Genomic DNA, 16,926 nt, shown 5'->3' with positions numbered 1-16,926 from the left:
CGGTAAATCATAAGCCTTGTCAGCGAACCTTCAGGGGCTCCCGTTCGGGGGCCCCCTTTTTCACTTGATGGTCAGGCGCAGGGTGAAATCCTCGAAGCCGTTGCTGCGCATCAGCGGAGAGACGTTGATCTGGTAGGGGCGGCGCTGCGTGACAAAGCTGTAATCGTCGCGGCAATCGGCCACGCCGACGATGGCGAAACAGGTATTCTGGCTGCCAAACAGCTGCACCCGCGCGGTCTGGCCCGCCCCGGAGCCAAAGCTGAAACACAGGGGCGCGCTGTCGGACACCCGGCCCGAGACCTCGCCCGACGAGGCGCCTCTGGAGAACTTGATCTCGTGACAGCCCTGAGCAAGCGCGCCGGTGGCGCACAGCCCGAAGGCAAGGGTTGCGGCAAGAAACGTCATGGCGCTGGTCTCCGCTGGGCTGATGGCTTCCGTAAGGGAAGCTTAGGCCGACGGCCCTGCACCTGTCCAGCTTCGGCGCAAAGGGGTGGCGCAGCTGTTCCAGCCTGCGTTGCCCTTGCCTGATCTGCTGTACCTGTTTGTCCGGTTTGCCGGAATGCGGCGCGGATCGTGTCGATCAACCCTGAAACGCCTAGAGCGCGTGATCCTTCAGGGCCTTGCGGATCAGCTTGCCATTCGGGTTGCGCGGCATGGCATCGACGCGGACAAAGGCGCGCGGCTGCTTGTAACGGGCAAGACGCTCGGCAGCGCGGGCACGCAGCGCCTCGTCCAAGGGGGCGGCTGCAACATAAAAAGCGGCGATGACAAAGACGCCGGGCTTGATCTCGATATCGGTCACACCGATCTCGCTCAGACCGGGAAGGCCCGCCAGCGTCGCCTCGACCTCCAGCGGCGAGACGCGATAGCCGCCCGCGTTCATCATGTCATCGCCGCGCCCAAGGTAGGTGATCGCGCCGTCCTTGGCCATGGCGCCGGTATCGCCGCTGAGAAACCACTCGCCGGCGTATTTCGCCGCCGTCTCTTCGGGCGCCCCGAGATAGCCCAGCATCAGGCCGGGATCGCTGCGATGGATCGCGATGCTGCCGGGGGTGCCAAAGGGCACCGGTGCATTATCCTCGCCCAGAATGGCGACGCGCCGACCGGGCTGCGGGCGCCCCAGCGTGCCCTCGGGGGCGCCGCGCCCCGGCGCTCCGGAAATCGGGGTCGAGCATTCCGACATGCCGTAGGCTTCAAAGATCTCGGTTCCGGTTGCCTCGCGCCAGTGATCGCGGATCGGCTGGGCCAGCTTTTCCCCAGCAGACAGCCCGTGCCGCAGCCTTGGAAGTGCTGGCATCGGGTACTTCAACATCTGCCGGTAAACCCCTGGTGCAGCGGCAAAGATCGTCGCATCATGGCGGTTCAGCAGCAGCGCCAGTTGCGCGGGGTCACTCCCGGCGGCGGGGATCAGCGCGGTGGCGCCCCGCGTCCAGGGATCCATCAGGCCGGTGCCCAGTGTATAGGTCCAGTTGAAGGCGCCCGCATGCAGCAGCCGGTCGCAAGAGCGCAGGCCGTACCAGCCATCCATCATCATCTGCCGCGCCCAGATGGCGCGATGCGCATGGCCCACGGCGCGCGGCACGCCCGAGGTGCCCGAGGTGTAGATGACATAGGCCAGCCGGTCTGGATCGCCCATGTCGTAGTCGGCGGGGGGCAGATCGTGCCAAGGCTCATAGATTTCGGGTCCAAGCACCGGCAGGGACGTTTCCGGGCAGGCGATGCCGGTACCGCGCAGGATCGCTGCCGGTTTCAGGGTCGCGAGCATCGGCGCAACCTCGCGCGCGGTCAGCTGCGACGAGGTTGGCACCGGCACGATACCAGCGGCGAGGGCACCAAGATAGGCGATCGGGAAGTCGACGGTGTTACCCAGCCGCATCAGCACGATGTCTCCGGGCTGCACACCGGCCCGCAGCAGCCCGCTGGCGGTGCCGCGGACCGCCGCGACCAGCCGGGCATAAGACCAGCTTTGCGCCCCGGTGGGCGTGACCACGCTTAGCGCGATCTTGTCCGGACACGCCTCTCCGGCGCGCAGCACATGGGCGGCAAGATTGAAGGGCGCGGGACAGGGCGCAAAGGCGCCGTCATCAAAGATCGAAACCATGGTCTTGGGGTAGGCCTCGCGCAGCAGCGTTGCAAGCAAAACGGCGCGGCCCTATAGCAATGCCATGACACGCGATCCAAAGACCCTCATCCGCCTTGCCCGCGAGACCGGCGAAGACACCGTGGCCGAGCCTCTCGATCTTGGTGCGCGGGTGCGCGAGCTGCGCAAGGAACGCGACTGGACGCTGGAACAGGCGGCGCGACAGGCGGGGCTGGCCCGCTCGACCCTGTCCAAGATCGAGAATGGGCAGATGTCGCCCACCTATGATGCGCTCAAGAAGCTGGCGGTGGGGCTTGGCATCGGTGTGCCGCAACTGTTCTCGCCGCCGCGCAAGGATCAGGTGTCGGGGCGGATGGTCCACACTCGCGACGGTGAGGGGCTGCATCAGGCCACCGTCACCTACGAGCATGAATTGCTGGCGGAGACCCTGACCAAAAAGAAGATGCTGCCCTATCGCGCCCGCGTGCGGGCTCGCAGCATGGATGAATTCGACGGCTGGGTGCGCCACGATGGCGAGGAATTCCTGCTGGTGCTGACCGGCATCATCCGGCTTTACACCGAGTTCTACGAACCCGTCGAAATGCGCCGCGGCGACAGCGCCTATTACGACGCAAGCATGGGGCACAATGTCGTGTCGCTCAGTGCCGAGGACGCAACCATTCTCTGGGTCACGTCGCTCGGCTAGGCCTCAAGGCTCGGCGTTGCGGGCAAGGGCCACGACACGGGCAAGCTCGTCTTCGGCGCTTGAGCGTGTCAATTCCCGAGGCGTAAGGCTCTGATCGCTGCCGCGGCGCATCAGATCGGGAAGATCCGATCCAGTCGGCGTCGCGATCACCGGAGCTTTGTCATGGCGAAAAAGTTCAAGAAGTCTGAGCATTGCAAGATCCTCCCCAGGTCATGATGCCGTGAAATCGCGTCCGGGTCCATCGTTGTCTGGACCCGACCGGTCGAACCGGACTAGCCCGACATACGCGAAAGCTGATAGGGCATCCGGTCGCCGAACAAGACATCCTCGACCTCTTCGCGCGCTTCGAAAAGCGACAGGTCGTTTTGCTCTGCAACCAGCTCTGCAAGGTATTCCAGACGGTCTGGCGGGGTAGACAAGAATTTGCGGTCAAGCCCCGGAAACCGCTGTTCGAGACGACGCGCTGCGCTGTCCCAGTCGTTGGCGATACTGTTCCATTCCATGGCCTGTTTCCTCCCGGCGATTGGTCATGAGCGGAGAACGCGGGACGGGTGAGCAAGGTTCCGTCTGCACGTGCGCAGATTCTACCATAACGAGAGGCGCCGATACAGAACACAATGCGCTCATTTTTCCGGCAGCAGACCCCTTGGCGCGAACCTGAGCACCAGCAGCAGGATCACCCCCATGGTGAGCAGGCGCATGTGCTGAACCGAGTCCAGCAGGTGATTTCTGATCGCGGAGTCATCCGCCATGCCAGCGGTGAGTAGGCCCATCAGCCACTGGCCCATCGGTTCGACCTGCACCCAGAGAAACCAGATCAGAAAGCCGCCGAGCACCGCCCCAAGGTTGTTGCCCGAGCCGCCGACAATCACCATCACCCAGATCAGAAAGGTATAGCGCAGCGGCTGGTAGCTTGACGGCGTCAGCTGCCCGTCCAGCGTGGTCATCATGGCGCCAGCGATCCCGCACAGCACGCTGCCAAGGATGAACACCTGAAGATGGCGGGCGGTGACATCCTTGCCCATGGCCTCGGCGGCTTCCTCGTTGTCGCGAATGGCGCGCATCATTCGCCCCCAAGGCGATTTCAGCGCCAGCTGCGCCAGCACCAGCACCGCGACCAGCACGGCGGCGAACAGCAGCGAATAGCCGACCTTGACATAAAGCGTCGAGGCGGTGGTGACATCCAGCCCCATCCCGGCGGCGCGCTCGGCAAAGCCGGGGGTCTGTTGCAGGTCGATCTCATAAGGCAGGGGCCGGGGCAGGCCGATCACGTTCTTGACGCCGCGCGCCAGCCAGTCCTCGTTCTTGAGCACGGCGATGATGATCTCGGCAATGCCAAGCGTCGCGATGGCCAGATAATCGGATCGCAGCCCCAGCGCCGTCTTGCCGATCATCCATGCCACGCCCGCCGCCAGCAGCCCACCCACCGGCCATGCCAGCAACACCGGCAGGCCCAGCCCGCCAAGATAACCGGTTGCGGCAGGATCGACCGACTCGATCGCCGCTGTCGCCGGGTCGAGCACCCAGCGAAACGCCACCAGCCCGACAAGGAGGATCGCCGCAACCGCAAGCCCGCGCCGCCGATGCGCCAGCCCGCGCCACGCCAGCGCCGCCAGCGTGATCACCGCCGCGCCAAGGATCAGCGCGGCGATGGCCCGCCCGCCGCCCGCCGCCCAGGCAGCTGGCACCGGCGCCACCGAGGTCAGCACCACCGCCAGCCCGCCCAGCGCTACAAAGCCCATGACCCCGACGTTGAACAGCCCCGCGAGGCCCCACTGCAGGTTGACCCCCAGCGACATGATCGCGCTCACCAGCCCCATGTTGAGGATGATCAGCGCCGAATTCCAGCTTTGCAGCACCCCGGTGCCAAGGATCAGCGCCGCCACCAGCGCAAACAGGCCAAGCGCTCTCATATGGATTTCCCCCGGAACAGGCCGGTCGGCCGGAACAGCAGCACGATGATCAGGATGACAAAGCTGACCGCGAATTTGTAATCGGTGCCCATCAGTTGCACGAGCCCGTCCGGCGCAAGCGAGGCGGGCAGCAGATAGCCCAGCACCTTCTTCCATGCATAGGTGAACAGCACCTCGGAAAAGGCGATGACGAAGCCGCCAGCGATGGCCCCGACGGGCGATCCGATGCCGCCCACGATGGCGCTGGCAAAGATTGGCAGCAGCAATTGGAAATAGGTGAAGGGCTTATAGCTCTTGTCCAGCCCGTAAAGCGTGCCGGCCACCACCGCCAGCGCCGCGACGATGACCCATGTCACCCGCACCACGGTTTCGGGGTTGATGCCCGACAGCAGCGCCAGTTCCTCGTTGTCGGAATAGGCGCGCATCGACTTGCCGGTGCGGGTGTGGTTGAGAAACCAGAACAGCAGCGCCACCACCAGCACGGCCACCACCACGGTGATCGCCTGCGTCGATTTCAGCGCCAGCCCCTCGTCCAGCCCCGACCACGCCTTGAAATCGCGCGCCGAGATCAGGAACCGCTCGCCATCGGCAAAGCTCTGGTCATCCGGCCCGATGATGAATCGCGTGATACCGTTGTAGACGAACATCACCCCCATAGACACGATCACAAGGATCACCGGCTTGGCCTTCTGCGCGCGGTAGAAACGATAGACCATCCGGTCGGTCAGCAGCAGCAGTGCCGCCGCGCCGAGGATGCCGAACGGGATCGCCAACAAGGCGGTCGGCAGCGGCCCAAGGCCGATCCCCAGCGCTTGCAGCCCCCATGTCACAAAGATCGTCACCATGGTGCCAATCGCCATGGTGTCGCCATGGGCAAAATTGGAAAACCGCAGGATCGCATAGATCAGCGTCACCCCAAGCGCGCCAAGCGCCAGCTGGCTGCCATAGGCCAGCGCCGGGATCAGCACGAAATTCGCCAGCGCGACCAGCGCATTCAGCAGATCCATCCGCTACCCCCTTCAGGCCCAACCGGGCCGGTCAACCTTGCCAAACCACACACCTGTTCAACCACCAAGGAAACTGCGCCGCACCTGCGGATCGTCCAGTAATTCGCGCCCGGTGCCGGTGTGGGCATTCGCCCCCTGCACCAGAACATAGCCCTTGTCCGCGATTTCCAGCGCCTGTCGGGCGTTCTGCTCCACCATCAGCACCGGCAGCCCGCTGCGGGCCACCTCGATGATCCGGTCAAACAGCTCATCCATCACGATGGGCGACACACCGGCGGTCGGCTCGTCCAGCATCAGCACCTTGGGCTGGGTCATCAGCGCCCGCCCAACGGCTACCTGCTGGCGTTGCCCGCCGGACAGCTCGCCCGCTGCCTGCCGCCGTTTGTCACGAAGAATCGGGAACAGCTCGTACACCTGTTCCAGCGTGTCGCGGAAATCGTCTTTGCGGATGAACGCGCCCATCTCAAGGTTCTCCTCGACGCTGAGCGAGGCAAAGATGTTGTGGGTCTGCGGCACGAACCCCATGCCCTTGCGCACCCGCGCCTGCGGGCTCAGCGCGGTGATATCCTCGCCATCCAGCCGAACCGAGCCGCCGCGCAGGTTCAGCATTCCGAACACCGCCTTCATCGCGGTCGACTTGCCCGCACCATTGGGCCCGACAATGACCGCGATCTCCCCGCGCTCGACCGCGATGGTGCAGCCATGCAGAATATCCGCGCCGCGCCCGTAGCCGCCGGTCATCGCCTCGCCGATCAGAAACGGCCCGCCTAGCGCCGCCCGCTCGTGGCCGCCCCGCACCGGGCGCGCCTCGCCCATCCCCGCAGGATTGCCGATCGACAGATCCCGGTTGCCCCGATCATCAAAGCTCATGCGCCGCGCCCTGGTTTCTTCTGGCCCAAAATATCCCGGGGGGCCCGAAGGGCGGGGGCAGCGCCCCCTCCGACATTGCCACTCACGCCAGCGCCTCCCTGTTCTTGAGCCCCGTGCCAAGATACGCCTCGACCACCGCCTCATTGGCCTTGATCTCGTCAATGCTGCCCTCAGCCAGCTTGCGCCCTTCGGCCATCACGATCACCGGTCCACAGATCTTGCCAATGAAATCCATGTCATGCTCGATGACGCAGAACGTATAGCCGCGCTCGCGGTTCAGCCGTAAAATAGTGTCGGCGATGGTCATCAGCAGCGTGCGGTTCACCCCGGCACCGACCTCGTCCAGAAACACGATTTTGGCGTCCACCATCATGGTCCGACCCAGCTCGAGCAGCTTTTTCTGCCCGCCCGACAGATTGCCGGCCTTCTCGTCCTTCAGATGCGAGATCGTCAGGAACTCAAGCACCTCATCGGCTTTCTTCAACAGGGCGGCCTCTTCCTGCGCGATCCGCCCGCGCCCGAACCACGCGTTCCACAGCGTTTCGCCAGCCTGATTGCCGGGCACCATCATCAGGTTCTCGCGGCAGCTCATCGAGGAAAATTCGTGCGCGATCTGAAAGGTGCGCAGCAGCCCCTTGTGAAACAGCTCGTGCGGCGGCAGGCCGGTGATGTCCTCGCCGTCCATGAACACCCGCCCCGAGGTTGGCGGCAGCGCGCCTGCGATGACGTTGAACAGCGTGGATTTTCCGGCGCCGTTCGGCCCCACCAGCCCGGTGATCGCCCCTTTGGCAATCTCGAGCGATGCGCCGTCTACGGCACGAAAACCGCCGAAATGGCGGTGCAGGGTCTCGACCCGGATCAATACGTTACTCCCCAACGGCGCTCTTGTCGGCGCCTGTCTGCGATCATGGCACCAGCCCGGAGCCTCTCGCTCCGGGCCGGGCTTCATGTCATTGCGCCTGTGGCATCACTTGAACGAAACGGTCGAAAACGCCCCGTCCTTGATCTCGTAATACCGATAGCTGCCCGCCGCTTCGCCGGCGCCGACCAGCTCGACATTGGTCGCGCCAACGTAATCCACCTCGCCGCCGTCCGCGATGATCTCCATCGCCTTGCCAAGTTCGCCGGGCAGGATCGGCTCACCGGGCGCATTCGCCACATCCAGCAGATTGGCTGCAACCGCCGCCGAAGACGGCTCGCCGCCCTTCATCATTGCCAGCGCAATCAGCGCCGCCGCGTCATAGCTTTCGCGGGTATACGAGCTTTCGGCGGTCACGCCCGCAGCCGTTGCCAGCTCGGAAAACGCCGTTGCGCCATCGCCCTCTGCCCATGGAATCGAGCCAAAGCTGCCGTCGATGTCATTGCCCAGATCGGCCAGAAGCGCGTCGGAATACATTCCGTCACCCATGGCAAAAGTGTCGAACGCCCCGCTGTCCAGTGCCGCCTGAATGATGCCCTTGCCGCCCGCGTCTGAATAGCCCAGCACCACCAGTACCTCGCCGCCAGCCGAGGCCAGCGCGCCGATTTCGGCGCTGTAATCGCCCTTGCCATCCTCATGCGGCGCGGTGAGGGTGATCGACCCGCCCACTGCCTGAAACGCTGCGTCGAAACTGTCGGCGAAGCCCTTGCCGTAATCGTTGTTGGTGTAGGTCACAGCAACCGAGGTGATGCCGCGCTCGGTCAGGATGTCGGCGAGAACCTCGCCCTGCCGCGCATCCGACGGCGCGGTGCGAAAGAACAACCCGTTGTCTTCGACGCTCGACAGCGCCGGAGAGGTCGCCGACGGCGAAACCATCGGCACGCCGTTGGGCATCGCCACATTGCTCAGGACCGCGCCGGTCACGCCCGAGCAATCGGCGCCCATAATCGCCACCACGCCATCGGTGGTCACCAGACGCTCGGCCGCGGCGGTCGCGGCGGCGGCGTCGATGCAGGTGCTGTCGGCCCGAACGGGCACAAGGGTCACGCCCTCAAGGAACTCGCCGCTGTCATTGACTTCGCTCAGCGCCAGCTCGGCGCTTGCGGCCATCGCCGGTGCCAGGGACTCGATGGGGCCGGTGAACCCGACGATGACGCCGATCTTGGCGTCTTCCGCTTGCACAGCCCCGGTTGCGAGCAGTGATGCGGCAGATGCCAGAAGCCACTTTTTCATGGAAGACTCTCCCTTGCTGGATCCTGTTGGATCTCGATTGCAAAGCGAATCCTAGCTTTCGGTTTGCTGAATGTGAAGAGGCCCGATCAGCCCCCGATCACTCCTTGGCCGAGCTGCTGCCGCGCTCGCGATAGGGGGTGGTCGCGTATTGCGCGCGGTAGCATTTGGAAAAATGCGACGGGCTGGCAAAGCCGCAGGCCAGCGCGACATTGATCACGCTCATATCGGTCTGCATCAACAGGTTGCGCGCCTTTTGCAGGCGCAGTTCCATGTAGTAGCGCTTGGGCGAGCGGTCGAGATAGCGCCGGAACAGCCGTTCCAGCTGGCGCGTCGACATGCCGACCTGACCCGCCAAAAGCGCCGGCGAGATCGGCTCTTCGATGGCGGCTTCCATCTTCTTGATGACCTCGCCCAGTTTGGGGTGGCGCACCCCGATGCGGGTCGGGGTCGATAGGCGCTGGGTGTCGCGGTCGGTGCGGATGGCGGAATAGATCAACTGGTCGGCAACCGCATTGGCCAGATCCTCGCCATGCTGATCCGCGACCAGCTTCAGCATCAGATCAATCGACGAGATGCCCCCGGCGGTCGACATCCGGTTACCATCGATCACAAAGACCGACTTGGTCAGACTCACCTCGGGGAATTCTTCTTCGAAACCGTCGTGGTTTTCCCAGTGGATGGTGGCGCGCTTGCCGTCCATCAGCCCGGCCTCGGCCAGCGCCCAGCTAGCTGTGCACAGCCCGCCCACCACCGGCCCCTTGCGCGCCTCGCGCCGCAGCCAGTTCAGCAGGCGTTTCGTTGTCGCCGATACGATGTCGATGCCGCCGCAGAGCATCACCGTATCGGCGCGGCTTACCTCTGGCAGATCGCCGTCAAGCTCGAACACCGTGCCCGCCGAACAGCGCACCATGCCGCCGCCATCGCCGACGATGCGCCACTCGTAGAGCGGTTTGCCGCTCATGCGGTTGGCAAGGCGCAGCGCCTCGAGCGCGGCGGAAAAGCTCAGCAAGGTGAACTCTGGCAGCAGCACAAAGATGAAACGGCGCGTCCGGTCCGATGCCTCTGGCCTTGCGTCGGCCTGCGATTGCGCCATCCCGACCTCGTTTTCCTGTCGATATATCATGGTGTTCCGACGCGCTGTTGCGGAATGGGCGCTCGTCGGTCTGGTCCAGATGTTCAGACAAGGACTGGGGCGTCAAGCCATGCGCGTCATTTGCTATGGCTTTGCCCCGGCACATTCGCTATAGGCGCTGCACGTTTTCGCTAACGGAGACCGAACGGGAGAGAAGCCATGAGCGAGTGGGACAAATCCAGCTGGAGAACCAAGCCCCGCATCCAGATGCCTGATTATCAGGATCAGGAGGCGCTGGAGCGTGTCGAGGCGCAGCTGTCGAAGTATCCGCCGCTGGTGTTTGCGGGTGAGGCGCGCAAGCTGCGGGCCGAGCTTGGCAAGGCGTCGCGCGGCGAGGCGTTCGTGTTGCAGGGCGGCGATTGCGCCGAGGCCTTCGACCAGTTCACCGGCACCGCGATCCGCGACACGTTCAAGGTGATGCTGCAGATGGCGATGGTGCTGACCTTTGGCGCCAAGGTGCCGGTGGTCAAGGTTGGCCGCATGGCGGGGCAATTCGCCAAGCCGCGCTCGGCGCCCACCGAAACCGTCGACGGCGTCGAGCTGCCCAGCTTCCGCGGTGACATCATCAACGAGCTGGCCTTCACCGCTGAGGCGCGCCGGCCCGATCCGCAGAAGATGCTTCAGGCCTACACACAGGCGGCGGCGACGCTGAACCTGATCCGCGCCTTCAGCACCGGCGGCTATGCCGATGTGCATCAGGTGCACCAGTGGACCCTTGGGTTCACCGAAGGCGAGAAGGCCGCGCGCTACCGCGAGATGGCCACCCGCATCGGCGACACGCTTGATTTCATGCGGGCGGCTGGCATCGACAGCCACCGCTCGGCGGCGCTGCATCAGGTGAACTTCTACACCAGCCATGAATCGCTGCTGCTGGAATACGAAGAGGCGCTGACCCGCGTCGACTCCACTTCCGGCAAGTGGCTGGCTGGCTCGGGCCACATGATCTGGATCGGCGATCGCACCCGGCAGCCGGACGGCGCGCATGTGGAATTCGCCCGCGGCGTGATGAACCCGATCGGCCTGAAATGCGGCCCCTCGATGACGCCCGAAGACCTCAAGGTGCTGATGGCCAAGCTCAACCCGCTGAACGATCCGGGCCGGCTGACGCTGATCACCCGCTTTGGCGCTGGCAAGGTGGCCGAACATCTGCCGCGCCTGATCGAGACGGTGCGCAGTGAAGGTGCCAACGTGCTGTGGGTCTGCGATCCGATGCATGGCAACACCGTCAAATCGGCCTCGGGCTACAAGACCCGGCCGTTTGACAAGGTGCTGTCCGAAGTGCGCGAGTTTTTTGCGGTGCACAAGGATCACAGCACCATTCCCGGCGGCGTGCATTTCGAGATGACCGGTCAGGACGTGACCGAATGCACCGGCGGCGTCTATGCCGTATCCGACGAGAACCTGAGCGATCGCTACCACACCGCCTGCGATCCGCGCCTGAACGCGTCGCAATCGCTGGAACTGGCATTCCTCGTGGCCGAAGAGCTGACCCAGCTGGGCCAGCGCCCGGCCGAGGTTGCTGCGGGCTGACCGCCACGGTTCAGGGCAAAGACCAGCGGCGCTCCGACAGGGGCGCCGTTTTGCGTTTGTGGTGCCTGCGCGAAACCTCGCGGGGCAGCATTGCAGTGCGGAACCCTTTCGCTGCCCCTGCGTAATACCTGCAGGAACCACTCAGCCGGAGGTACTGCCGCTCATGGGCCGCATCCTGATGAAGACCAAACTTGGCGTCGCCATTGCTGCGGGGGCGATTGCCGCCACCCAGTCGGGGGGGCAGGGCGAGCTGTTTCGCGCGTTGCCGCATGACATGCGCGATCTTGGCGAGATGCGCTGGCAGTACCGACCGGTGCTGCTGTTCGCCCCGTCAAGCGACGATCCGACTTATATGCGCCAGATGGCGCTGTTCGACGCCGCGCGCGCCGCGCTTGCCGAGCGCGACATCGTAGTGCTGAGCGACACCGAGCCAAAAGCCGCCTCATATCTGCGGCAGGGGTTTCAGCCGGGCGGGTTCAGGCTGGTCCTGGTAGGCAAGGATGGCGGCGTAAAGCTGGAACAGACCGAGGTTCTGCCGCCCGACGCGCTGTTTGCGGTGATCGACCGGATGCCGATGCGCCAGCGCGAGATCACCGACTGACGCGCCAAAGCAAAGGGGCGGGCCCAAAGACCCGCCCCCAAAATGCCCCCAAGAAACTCCTGTCAGGCGATCTCGGATTCCTGCGACTCCGATCCGAAATCTGCCGGAGACAACAGCGCCAGCTGGTCCGCAGCCCAGTGCTGGGTGTCGCGCTTTTCAACCGACGTGCGCAGCAGCGCGATGCGGGCGCGGCGCTCCTCTTCGGGCATGTCGAGCGCCATGTCGATGGCGTAATCCATCGACCGGGTCGAGAACGGATTGGCGAGCACCGCGGCCCCCATCTCGACCGCCGCACCAGCAAATTCCGACAGCACCACAACGCCGTCACCGTCGGTGCGCGCCGCGACATATTCCTTGCACACAAGGTTCATCCCGTCGGCCAGCGGTGTGATCCACGCCACGTCGGCCACCTGATACCACGCCACCAGTTCGTCGAACGGAACCGCCCGGCTGATCAATGCAACGGGTTGAAAGGTGAAGGTGCCAAAGCGCCCGTTGATCCGGCCCGCGATCTCTTCGAGCTCTTTCTGGATCGGCTCGTAAACCGTCATGGCGCGGTTGGCAGGCACCGACACATGCAGCAGGCGCACGACGCCGCGCAGATCGGGGCGCCGTTCGAGCAGGCGTTCAAAGGCCAGAAGCTGGTCGGCCCCGCCCTTGGTGTAATCGGTCCGCCCGACAGACAGCAGCACCCGGGTTTCGCCGATTTCATCGCGGAATCGTTCGGCCAGCTTTGCGGTGGTGTCGGATTCCGCGAGCCTCTTGATATAGTCGACATCAACGCCAACAGGCGTCACGCCCAGTTGCACAGTGCGCTCTTCAGTACGTATTTCGGTGGGCACGGTGCGATCCGACAGGGCAGAGCCTTCGGAGATCATGTCCGGCTCCACCGGCCTGCGCGGCACGTTGCCGACATCATGAACCGAGCGCACGCAGCTAACGAAATTCGACGCATAGCGCGGGATGTGAAAACCGACCACGTCGCAGGCCAGCAGCGAGTCGATGATCTCGCCGCGCCACGGCAGCACGTTGAACATGTCGGCTGCTGGGAAGGGTGTGTGATGATAGAAGGAAATCCGCACATCGGGGCGCATCTGCCGCAGATAGCCGGGCACCAGCCACAGGTTGTAGTCATGCACCCAGACCGACGCACCGGGGGCCGCCTCGGCGGCGGCAGCCTCGGCAAAGGCCCAGTTGACCTCCTTGAAGGTCGGCCAGTCGACCGGGTCGTAGTTGTACTTTTCCTTGAAGCCGTGAAGGATCGGCCAGAAGGCTTCTTTCGAGGTCACGTGATAGAAGCTTTTCACCTGCGCCCCGGTGAGAGGCAGGCGATACACGGTATATTTGCCGAAACTGTCCTCGATGTTGATCACCCGATCGAAACCGGGGTTCGAGGTATCCTCGGCCTCTTTCCAGGCGACCCACGCGGCATTCTCGACTTTGCCGAAGAAACTTTTCAGTGTCGGAACAATGCCGTTCGGGCTTTTGTTCGCGCGATACTCGATGGTGCCGTCAACTTCGACTTCTTCGTAGGGTTGGCGGTGGTAGACGATGACCAGTTCGCTGGGCATGGGTTACACTCCTTCCGGAAGGTCGTGTAGATTGAAGACGTCGACCGCCTCGAGAATGCCCGCCGCCCCGATCGCCTCGGCGGTGTGGACCAGCGGCAGGCCGGCGACCTGATCGAGCAGCGCCTGTTCGGCGCCGCCTACGGCAACCGCGCGCAACCCGCATTGCAGCATCGACAGATCGTTGAGCGTGTCGCCCGCGGCCAGCACCCGGTTTTCCTCGATCCCAAGGTGGGTTACGAGGCGGCGCAAGGACGGGCCCTTGGAAATGCCGCGCGGCAGTACGTCGAAATACCGGTTGTCCGACACCAGCACGTCGTGGCCAAGCTCTTGCACCTTGGCATGGGCGCTCTCATCGAAGCTGCCGAGATCGAGGTCATAGCTGACGCGGTAGCGGAATTCGGTCTGCTGCAGGGTCAGGCCGGGGTGGCCATGCAGCGCGGCGCGCACGGTGTCGCCAGCGCTGCCCCATGTCTCGGCGATCTCGACCTCGAGAGGTTCGATGGGATGGATCTTGCCATCCTCGACGCGGGCGATGGTGGTGCCGACATCGCCGACGACATATTCCGGCCAAGGCACACCGCCGTCGCAAAGCTCGCCGATGAATTTCGGATCGCGGCCGGTGACGAAGATCAGGCCGATGGTCTGCCGGTTTGCTTCGATCCAGTCGTAAAGACGGGCACGATCCTGTTCGGAGCCGCCAAGAAAGGTGCCGTCAAGATCGGTGGCAAGCACAAAGCGGCAGCCTGCGATGTCGCGGCCGTGGGGGTGATCAAAGCTCATGCGGGGTCTCCTTCGTGAGGGTGAAGGGTGATATCAAGCGCGCGCGGCTCACCCTCGATCGGGCGGGACCAGAGCGCCTGAAAGGTCTCGGACAGCGGCGCGCTCTCGTAAAGAATGGCGTGGACGGCTTCGCAGATCGGCATTTCGACCCCGACCCGGCGGGCCAGATCGACCACCGACACCGCGTTGACTTCGCCCTCGACCACCGTGGCCTTGCCACCAAAGCATTCGGCGCGCGGGATGCCCTTTCCAAGCTGGGTGCCCAGCGACATGTTGCGCGAGGTGCTCGACGAGCAGGTCAGGGTCAGATCGCCAGCGCCTGACAGTCCGGTGACAGTTTCTCTTTTTCCGCCAAGGGCTTCTGCCAGAACCTTCATTTCGTCCATGCCGCGGGTGATCAGCGCGGCGCGGGTGTTTTCGGCAAAGCCAGCGCCGGTCATCATGCCGCAGGCGATGGCGATGACATTCTTCACCGCGCCGCCGACCTCGACGCCGACAAGATCGTCGGACACATAGGGGCGGAAGGCCTGCGTTTGCATGGTCAGCGCGAGGCGCGCGGCGGGGGCACGTTCCGGCGCGATGCGATCGTGATGACGGAAGTTGAAGGCCACGGTGGCGGCGGTGGGATGCCCAAGCGCTGTTTCATGGGCAAAGGTCGGGCCGGAAATGGCGCCCACGGGGTGACCGGGCAGCTCTTCTTCGACCACATGGCTCAGCAGATAGCCGGTGCCACGTTCGATGCCCTTGCAGCACAGCGCAATCGGAATGCCCTCGGGCAGCCACGGGCGCATGGCGCGCGCCACGTCTCGCAAGGTGTGCGATGGCGTCACGAGCAGAACCGCCTCGGCGCCATCAAGCGCTTCGGACAGGTCCGAAGTTGCCTTCAATGTTGCGGGCAGCTTGATACCGGGAAGGTGGTCGACGTTCTCGCCAGCGGTTCGAATGGCGTCAGCAAGCGCTTCTCGACGCCCCCACAGGCGCGTGTCGCATCCGGCGGTCGCTGCGACGGTTGCCAGGGCGGTGCCCCAGCTGCCCATGCCGATAACGGCAAGACGGGCATAAGGTTCAGCGCGTTTGGGCAGGTTGCCGTTGGCGCGCGCGGGCGGGATGTTCAATCTCAGTCCGTCCATAATAATGTGCCGTGACCTTCGGGGCGAAGGCGGCAGGCCGATTGGCTCACTCCATGTTGTCTCGATTTGATAACGCGACACTATGGAATTGGTTCCCGCGCGCCAAGTCGCGCGCTGCGGTTTTCCGAGCATCCGCCACCCGAACGCCATTGGCAAATGGATTGGGCGAGTCCTGTGGGTGCTTGCCTGAATAATAAGCGAATGACGAATGTATTCGCTGAAAGACAACAATTTTCCACAATCATGTTTCGCATGATGTAACGTGGGCGTGCGGCCTGCCACGATTGTGGGTCGCAACTTTTCAAAGGTTTGTGCGCGGAACCTTGCGGACCGGCACGCGTTTTATTGACGTTATTTTGATAGGGCATACACTCTTACACAAATGCCGCGATGCAGCGTGCGTTTGACAGTGTGCCCAACCTATCGACAAGGAGAGCCCGTCGTGAACACATCCAGCCCCAAGGTCAGCCAGAAAGTCCGCACCGCGATCTTCCCGGTTGCCGGACTTGGAACCCGCTTCCTTCCGGCCACCAAGGCAACGCCGAAAGAGCTGCTTCCCGTGCTCGACAAGCCGCTTCTTCAATTCGCGATGGACGAGGCTCGCGATGCCGGGATCGAACGCATGATCTTTGTGTCGCACCCGTCCAAGAGCGCCATCGAACGCTATGTGCATCATGACGAGGAACTGTGCGACGCGCTGCGCTCCAAGGGCAAGCACGGCATTGCCGATCGTCTTGGCAAAGATGCCATCGACCCGGTAGCCGAGCAGGCGCATTTCGTGATGCAGCCCACGCCGCTTGGGCTTGGTCACGCGGTTCTGTGCGCGGTGGATGAGGTTCTGCCGGGGCCGGTTGCGGTGATCCTGCCAGATGACCTGATTGTCGGGCAAAAGGGCTGCCTGCGTGAAATGATCGAAGCTTATGAGACCGGCGTCGCCGGGCATATGGTGGCGACCATGGAAGTCAGCCGCGACGAGGTCAGCGCTTACGGTGTGCTCGACCCTGATGGCGACGTTGAAGGCCAGTGCATGACGGCCCGTGGCATGGTGGAAAAACCCGAAGCCGATGCCGCGCCCTCGCTGCAGGCGGTTGTGGGGCGCTACATTCTTGATGCGTCGATCTTTGACGATCTGCGCCAGCAGGACCCGGGGCTTGGCGGCGAGATTCAGCTGACCGATGCCATCGCCAAGGGCATCGAGCGCGTCGGTCTGTGCGGCTTCCGCTTCAGTGGTCAGCGCTTTGATTGCGGATCGAAGGCGGGGATGCTGCGCGCAACGCTTGCCTTTGCAGGCCGCCACGACGAGTTCCGGTCGATCCTCGAGGATCACGCATCGCTTCCGCTCGCAGCGGAATGACCCTGCCGTAACGCGATTTTAGGCGCGGCCTTCGGGCTGCGCCTTTTTCATGTCCGGCATCTTTGCGGCAAGCCGCACGAAAAGTCCCCCGCCGGATTCT

General features: G+C 64.0%; 17 protein-coding genes. 4 read left to right on the top strand and 13 right to left on the bottom strand.

Translation table 11 applies throughout. The features are described 5' to 3' along the window. Window positions 1–60: 60 nt before the first annotated feature. Complete coding sequence (locus KO516_RS16495; RefSeq protein ID WP_216004876.1) at window positions 61–405, bottom strand: hypothetical protein; 345 nt, start codon at window positions 403–405, stop codon at window positions 61–63. A 190-nt stretch (window positions 406–595) separates the two neighbouring features. Then, window positions 596–2,101, bottom strand: a complete 1,506-nt coding sequence (locus tag KO516_RS16490) for a class I adenylate-forming enzyme family protein (protein WP_216004945.1) — start codon at window positions 2,099–2,101, stop codon at window positions 596–598. A 64-nt stretch (window positions 2,102–2,165) separates the two neighbouring features. Here KO516_RS16490 and KO516_RS16485 point away from each other — a divergent pair, with 64 nt between their 5' ends. Further along, window positions 2,166–2,786 (top strand): helix-turn-helix domain-containing protein, encoded by a 621-nt coding sequence (locus KO516_RS16485; RefSeq protein WP_216004875.1) that lies wholly within the window; start codon window positions 2,166–2,168, stop codon window positions 2,784–2,786. A 3-nt stretch (window positions 2,787–2,789) separates the two neighbouring features. On the opposite strand, the gene KO516_RS16480 is transcribed toward KO516_RS16485, so the two are convergent. From KO516_RS16480 to KO516_RS16445, 8 genes are all read right to left on the bottom strand, one after another. Continuing rightward, window positions 2,790–2,978 (bottom strand): hypothetical protein, encoded by a 189-nt coding sequence (locus KO516_RS16480; protein ID WP_216004874.1) that lies wholly within the window; start codon window positions 2,976–2,978, stop codon window positions 2,790–2,792. 80 nt (window positions 2,979–3,058) lie between these two features. Then, window positions 3,059–3,289 (bottom strand): hypothetical protein, encoded by a 231-nt coding sequence (locus KO516_RS16475; protein WP_216004873.1) that lies wholly within the window; start codon window positions 3,287–3,289, stop codon window positions 3,059–3,061. Between the two features lie 120 nt (window positions 3,290–3,409). Next, window positions 3,410–4,699, bottom strand: a complete 1,290-nt coding sequence (locus KO516_RS16470; RefSeq protein ID WP_216004872.1) for a branched-chain amino acid ABC transporter permease — start codon at window positions 4,697–4,699, stop codon at window positions 3,410–3,412. Next, complete coding sequence (locus tag KO516_RS16465; protein ID WP_216004871.1) at window positions 4,696–5,706, bottom strand: branched-chain amino acid ABC transporter permease; 1,011 nt, start codon at window positions 5,704–5,706, stop codon at window positions 4,696–4,698. Before KO516_RS16465 ends, KO516_RS16470 begins: the two co-directional genes overlap by 4 nt. A 57-nt stretch (window positions 5,707–5,763) precedes the next feature. Next, a complete protein-coding gene (locus tag KO516_RS16460; protein WP_216004870.1) occupies window positions 5,764–6,576 on the bottom strand; it encodes an ABC transporter ATP-binding protein in 813 nt (270 codons plus the stop codon). Window positions 6,577–6,658: 82 nt separating this feature from the next. Next, on the bottom strand, window positions 6,659–7,438 hold the full coding sequence (locus tag KO516_RS16455) for an ABC transporter ATP-binding protein (protein ID WP_216004869.1): 780 nt from the start codon (window positions 7,436–7,438) through the stop codon (window positions 6,659–6,661). A 105-nt stretch (window positions 7,439–7,543) separates the two neighbouring features. Further along, window positions 7,544–8,728, bottom strand: a complete 1,185-nt coding sequence (locus KO516_RS16450; RefSeq protein WP_216004868.1) for an ABC transporter substrate-binding protein — start codon at window positions 8,726–8,728, stop codon at window positions 7,544–7,546. Between the two features lie 97 nt (window positions 8,729–8,825). Beyond that, window positions 8,826–9,821, bottom strand: coding sequence for a GlxA family transcriptional regulator (locus KO516_RS16445; protein ID WP_216004944.1), 996 nt, complete (start codon window positions 9,819–9,821; stop codon window positions 8,826–8,828). Window positions 9,822–10,019: 198 nt separating this feature from the next. Between KO516_RS16445 and KO516_RS16440 the strand changes: the two genes are divergently transcribed. After that, window positions 10,020–11,390, top strand: a complete 1,371-nt coding sequence (locus KO516_RS16440) for a class II 3-deoxy-7-phosphoheptulonate synthase (RefSeq protein ID WP_216004867.1) — start codon at window positions 10,020–10,022, stop codon at window positions 11,388–11,390. A gap of 163 nt (window positions 11,391–11,553) precedes the next feature. Continuing rightward, the gene (locus tag KO516_RS16435; RefSeq protein ID WP_216004866.1) at window positions 11,554–11,991 is read left to right on the top strand and encodes a DUF4174 domain-containing protein; all 438 of its coding nucleotides are present in this window, start codon (window positions 11,554–11,556) and stop codon (window positions 11,989–11,991) included. Between the two features lie 62 nt (window positions 11,992–12,053). On the opposite strand, the gene ggpS is transcribed toward KO516_RS16435, so the two are convergent. The 3 genes from ggpS to KO516_RS16420 are packed head-to-tail and all read right to left on the bottom strand — an operon-like array spanning window position 12,054 to window position 15,472. Continuing rightward, complete coding sequence (ggpS, locus tag KO516_RS16430; protein ID WP_216004865.1) at window positions 12,054–13,562, bottom strand: glucosylglycerol-phosphate synthase; 1,509 nt, start codon at window positions 13,560–13,562, stop codon at window positions 12,054–12,056. A gap of 3 nt (window positions 13,563–13,565) precedes the next feature. Further along, window positions 13,566–14,342 (bottom strand): HAD-IIB family hydrolase, encoded by a 777-nt coding sequence (locus KO516_RS16425; protein WP_216004864.1) that lies wholly within the window; start codon window positions 14,340–14,342, stop codon window positions 13,566–13,568. Further along, a complete protein-coding gene (locus tag KO516_RS16420) occupies window positions 14,339–15,472 on the bottom strand; it encodes an NAD(P)H-dependent glycerol-3-phosphate dehydrogenase (protein ID WP_216004863.1) in 1,134 nt (377 codons plus the stop codon). Before KO516_RS16420 ends, KO516_RS16425 begins: the two co-directional genes overlap by 4 nt. Window positions 15,473–15,914: 442 nt before the next feature. Between KO516_RS16420 and KO516_RS16415 the strand changes: the two genes are divergently transcribed. After that, window positions 15,915–16,826, top strand: coding sequence for a UTP--glucose-1-phosphate uridylyltransferase (locus KO516_RS16415; protein WP_371742094.1), 912 nt, complete (start codon window positions 15,915–15,917; stop codon window positions 16,824–16,826). Window positions 16,827–16,926 lie beyond the last annotated feature (100 nt).

Origin of the sequence: Citreicella sp. C3M06, assembly GCF_018860705.1 — a bacterium.
Lineage (GTDB): Bacteria > Pseudomonadota > Alphaproteobacteria > Rhodobacterales > Rhodobacteraceae > Salipiger.
The sequence above is the reverse complement of the archived record's forward strand: the minus strand, read 5'-3'. Positions and strand labels throughout refer to the sequence as shown.

Bases quoted from the DNA above. Each gene is read 5' to 3' on its own strand.
- KO516_RS16495 (WP_216004876.1), bottom strand. From the start codon at position 405: ATGACGTTTCTTGCCGCAACCCTTGCCTTCGGGCTGTGCGCCACCGGC.
- KO516_RS16420 (WP_216004863.1), bottom strand. From the start codon at position 15,472: ATGGACGGACTGAGATTGAACATCCCGCCCGCGCGCGCCAACGGCAAC.
- KO516_RS16450 (WP_216004868.1), bottom strand. From the start codon at position 8,728: ATGAAAAAGTGGCTTCTGGCATCTGCCGCATCACTGCTCGCAACCGGG.
- KO516_RS16485 (WP_216004875.1), top strand. From the start codon at position 2,166: ATGACACGCGATCCAAAGACCCTCATCCGCCTTGCCCGCGAGACCGGC.
- KO516_RS16435 (WP_216004866.1), top strand. From the start codon at position 11,554: ATGGGCCGCATCCTGATGAAGACCAAACTTGGCGTCGCCATTGCTGCG.
- KO516_RS16470 (WP_216004872.1), bottom strand. From the start codon at position 4,699: ATGAGAGCGCTTGGCCTGTTTGCGCTGGTGGCGGCGCTGATCCTTGGC.
- KO516_RS16490 (WP_216004945.1), bottom strand. From the start codon at position 2,101: ATGGTTTCGATCTTTGATGACGGCGCCTTTGCGCCCTGTCCCGCGCCC.
- KO516_RS16425 (WP_216004864.1), bottom strand. From the start codon at position 14,342: ATGAGCTTTGATCACCCCCACGGCCGCGACATCGCAGGCTGCCGCTTT.
- KO516_RS16440 (WP_216004867.1), top strand. From the start codon at position 10,020: ATGAGCGAGTGGGACAAATCCAGCTGGAGAACCAAGCCCCGCATCCAG.
- KO516_RS16445 (WP_216004944.1), bottom strand. From the start codon at position 9,821: ATGGCGCAATCGCAGGCCGACGCAAGGCCAGAGGCATCGGACCGGACG.
- KO516_RS16460 (WP_216004870.1), bottom strand. From the start codon at position 6,576: ATGAGCTTTGATGATCGGGGCAACCGGGATCTGTCGATCGGCAATCCT.
- ggpS (WP_216004865.1), bottom strand. From the start codon at position 13,562: ATGCCCAGCGAACTGGTCATCGTCTACCACCGCCAACCCTACGAAGAA.
- KO516_RS16465 (WP_216004871.1), bottom strand. From the start codon at position 5,706: ATGGATCTGCTGAATGCGCTGGTCGCGCTGGCGAATTTCGTGCTGATC.
- KO516_RS16480 (WP_216004874.1), bottom strand. From the start codon at position 2,978: ATGCTCAGACTTCTTGAACTTTTTCGCCATGACAAAGCTCCGGTGATC.
- KO516_RS16475 (WP_216004873.1), bottom strand. From the start codon at position 3,289: ATGGAATGGAACAGTATCGCCAACGACTGGGACAGCGCAGCGCGTCGT.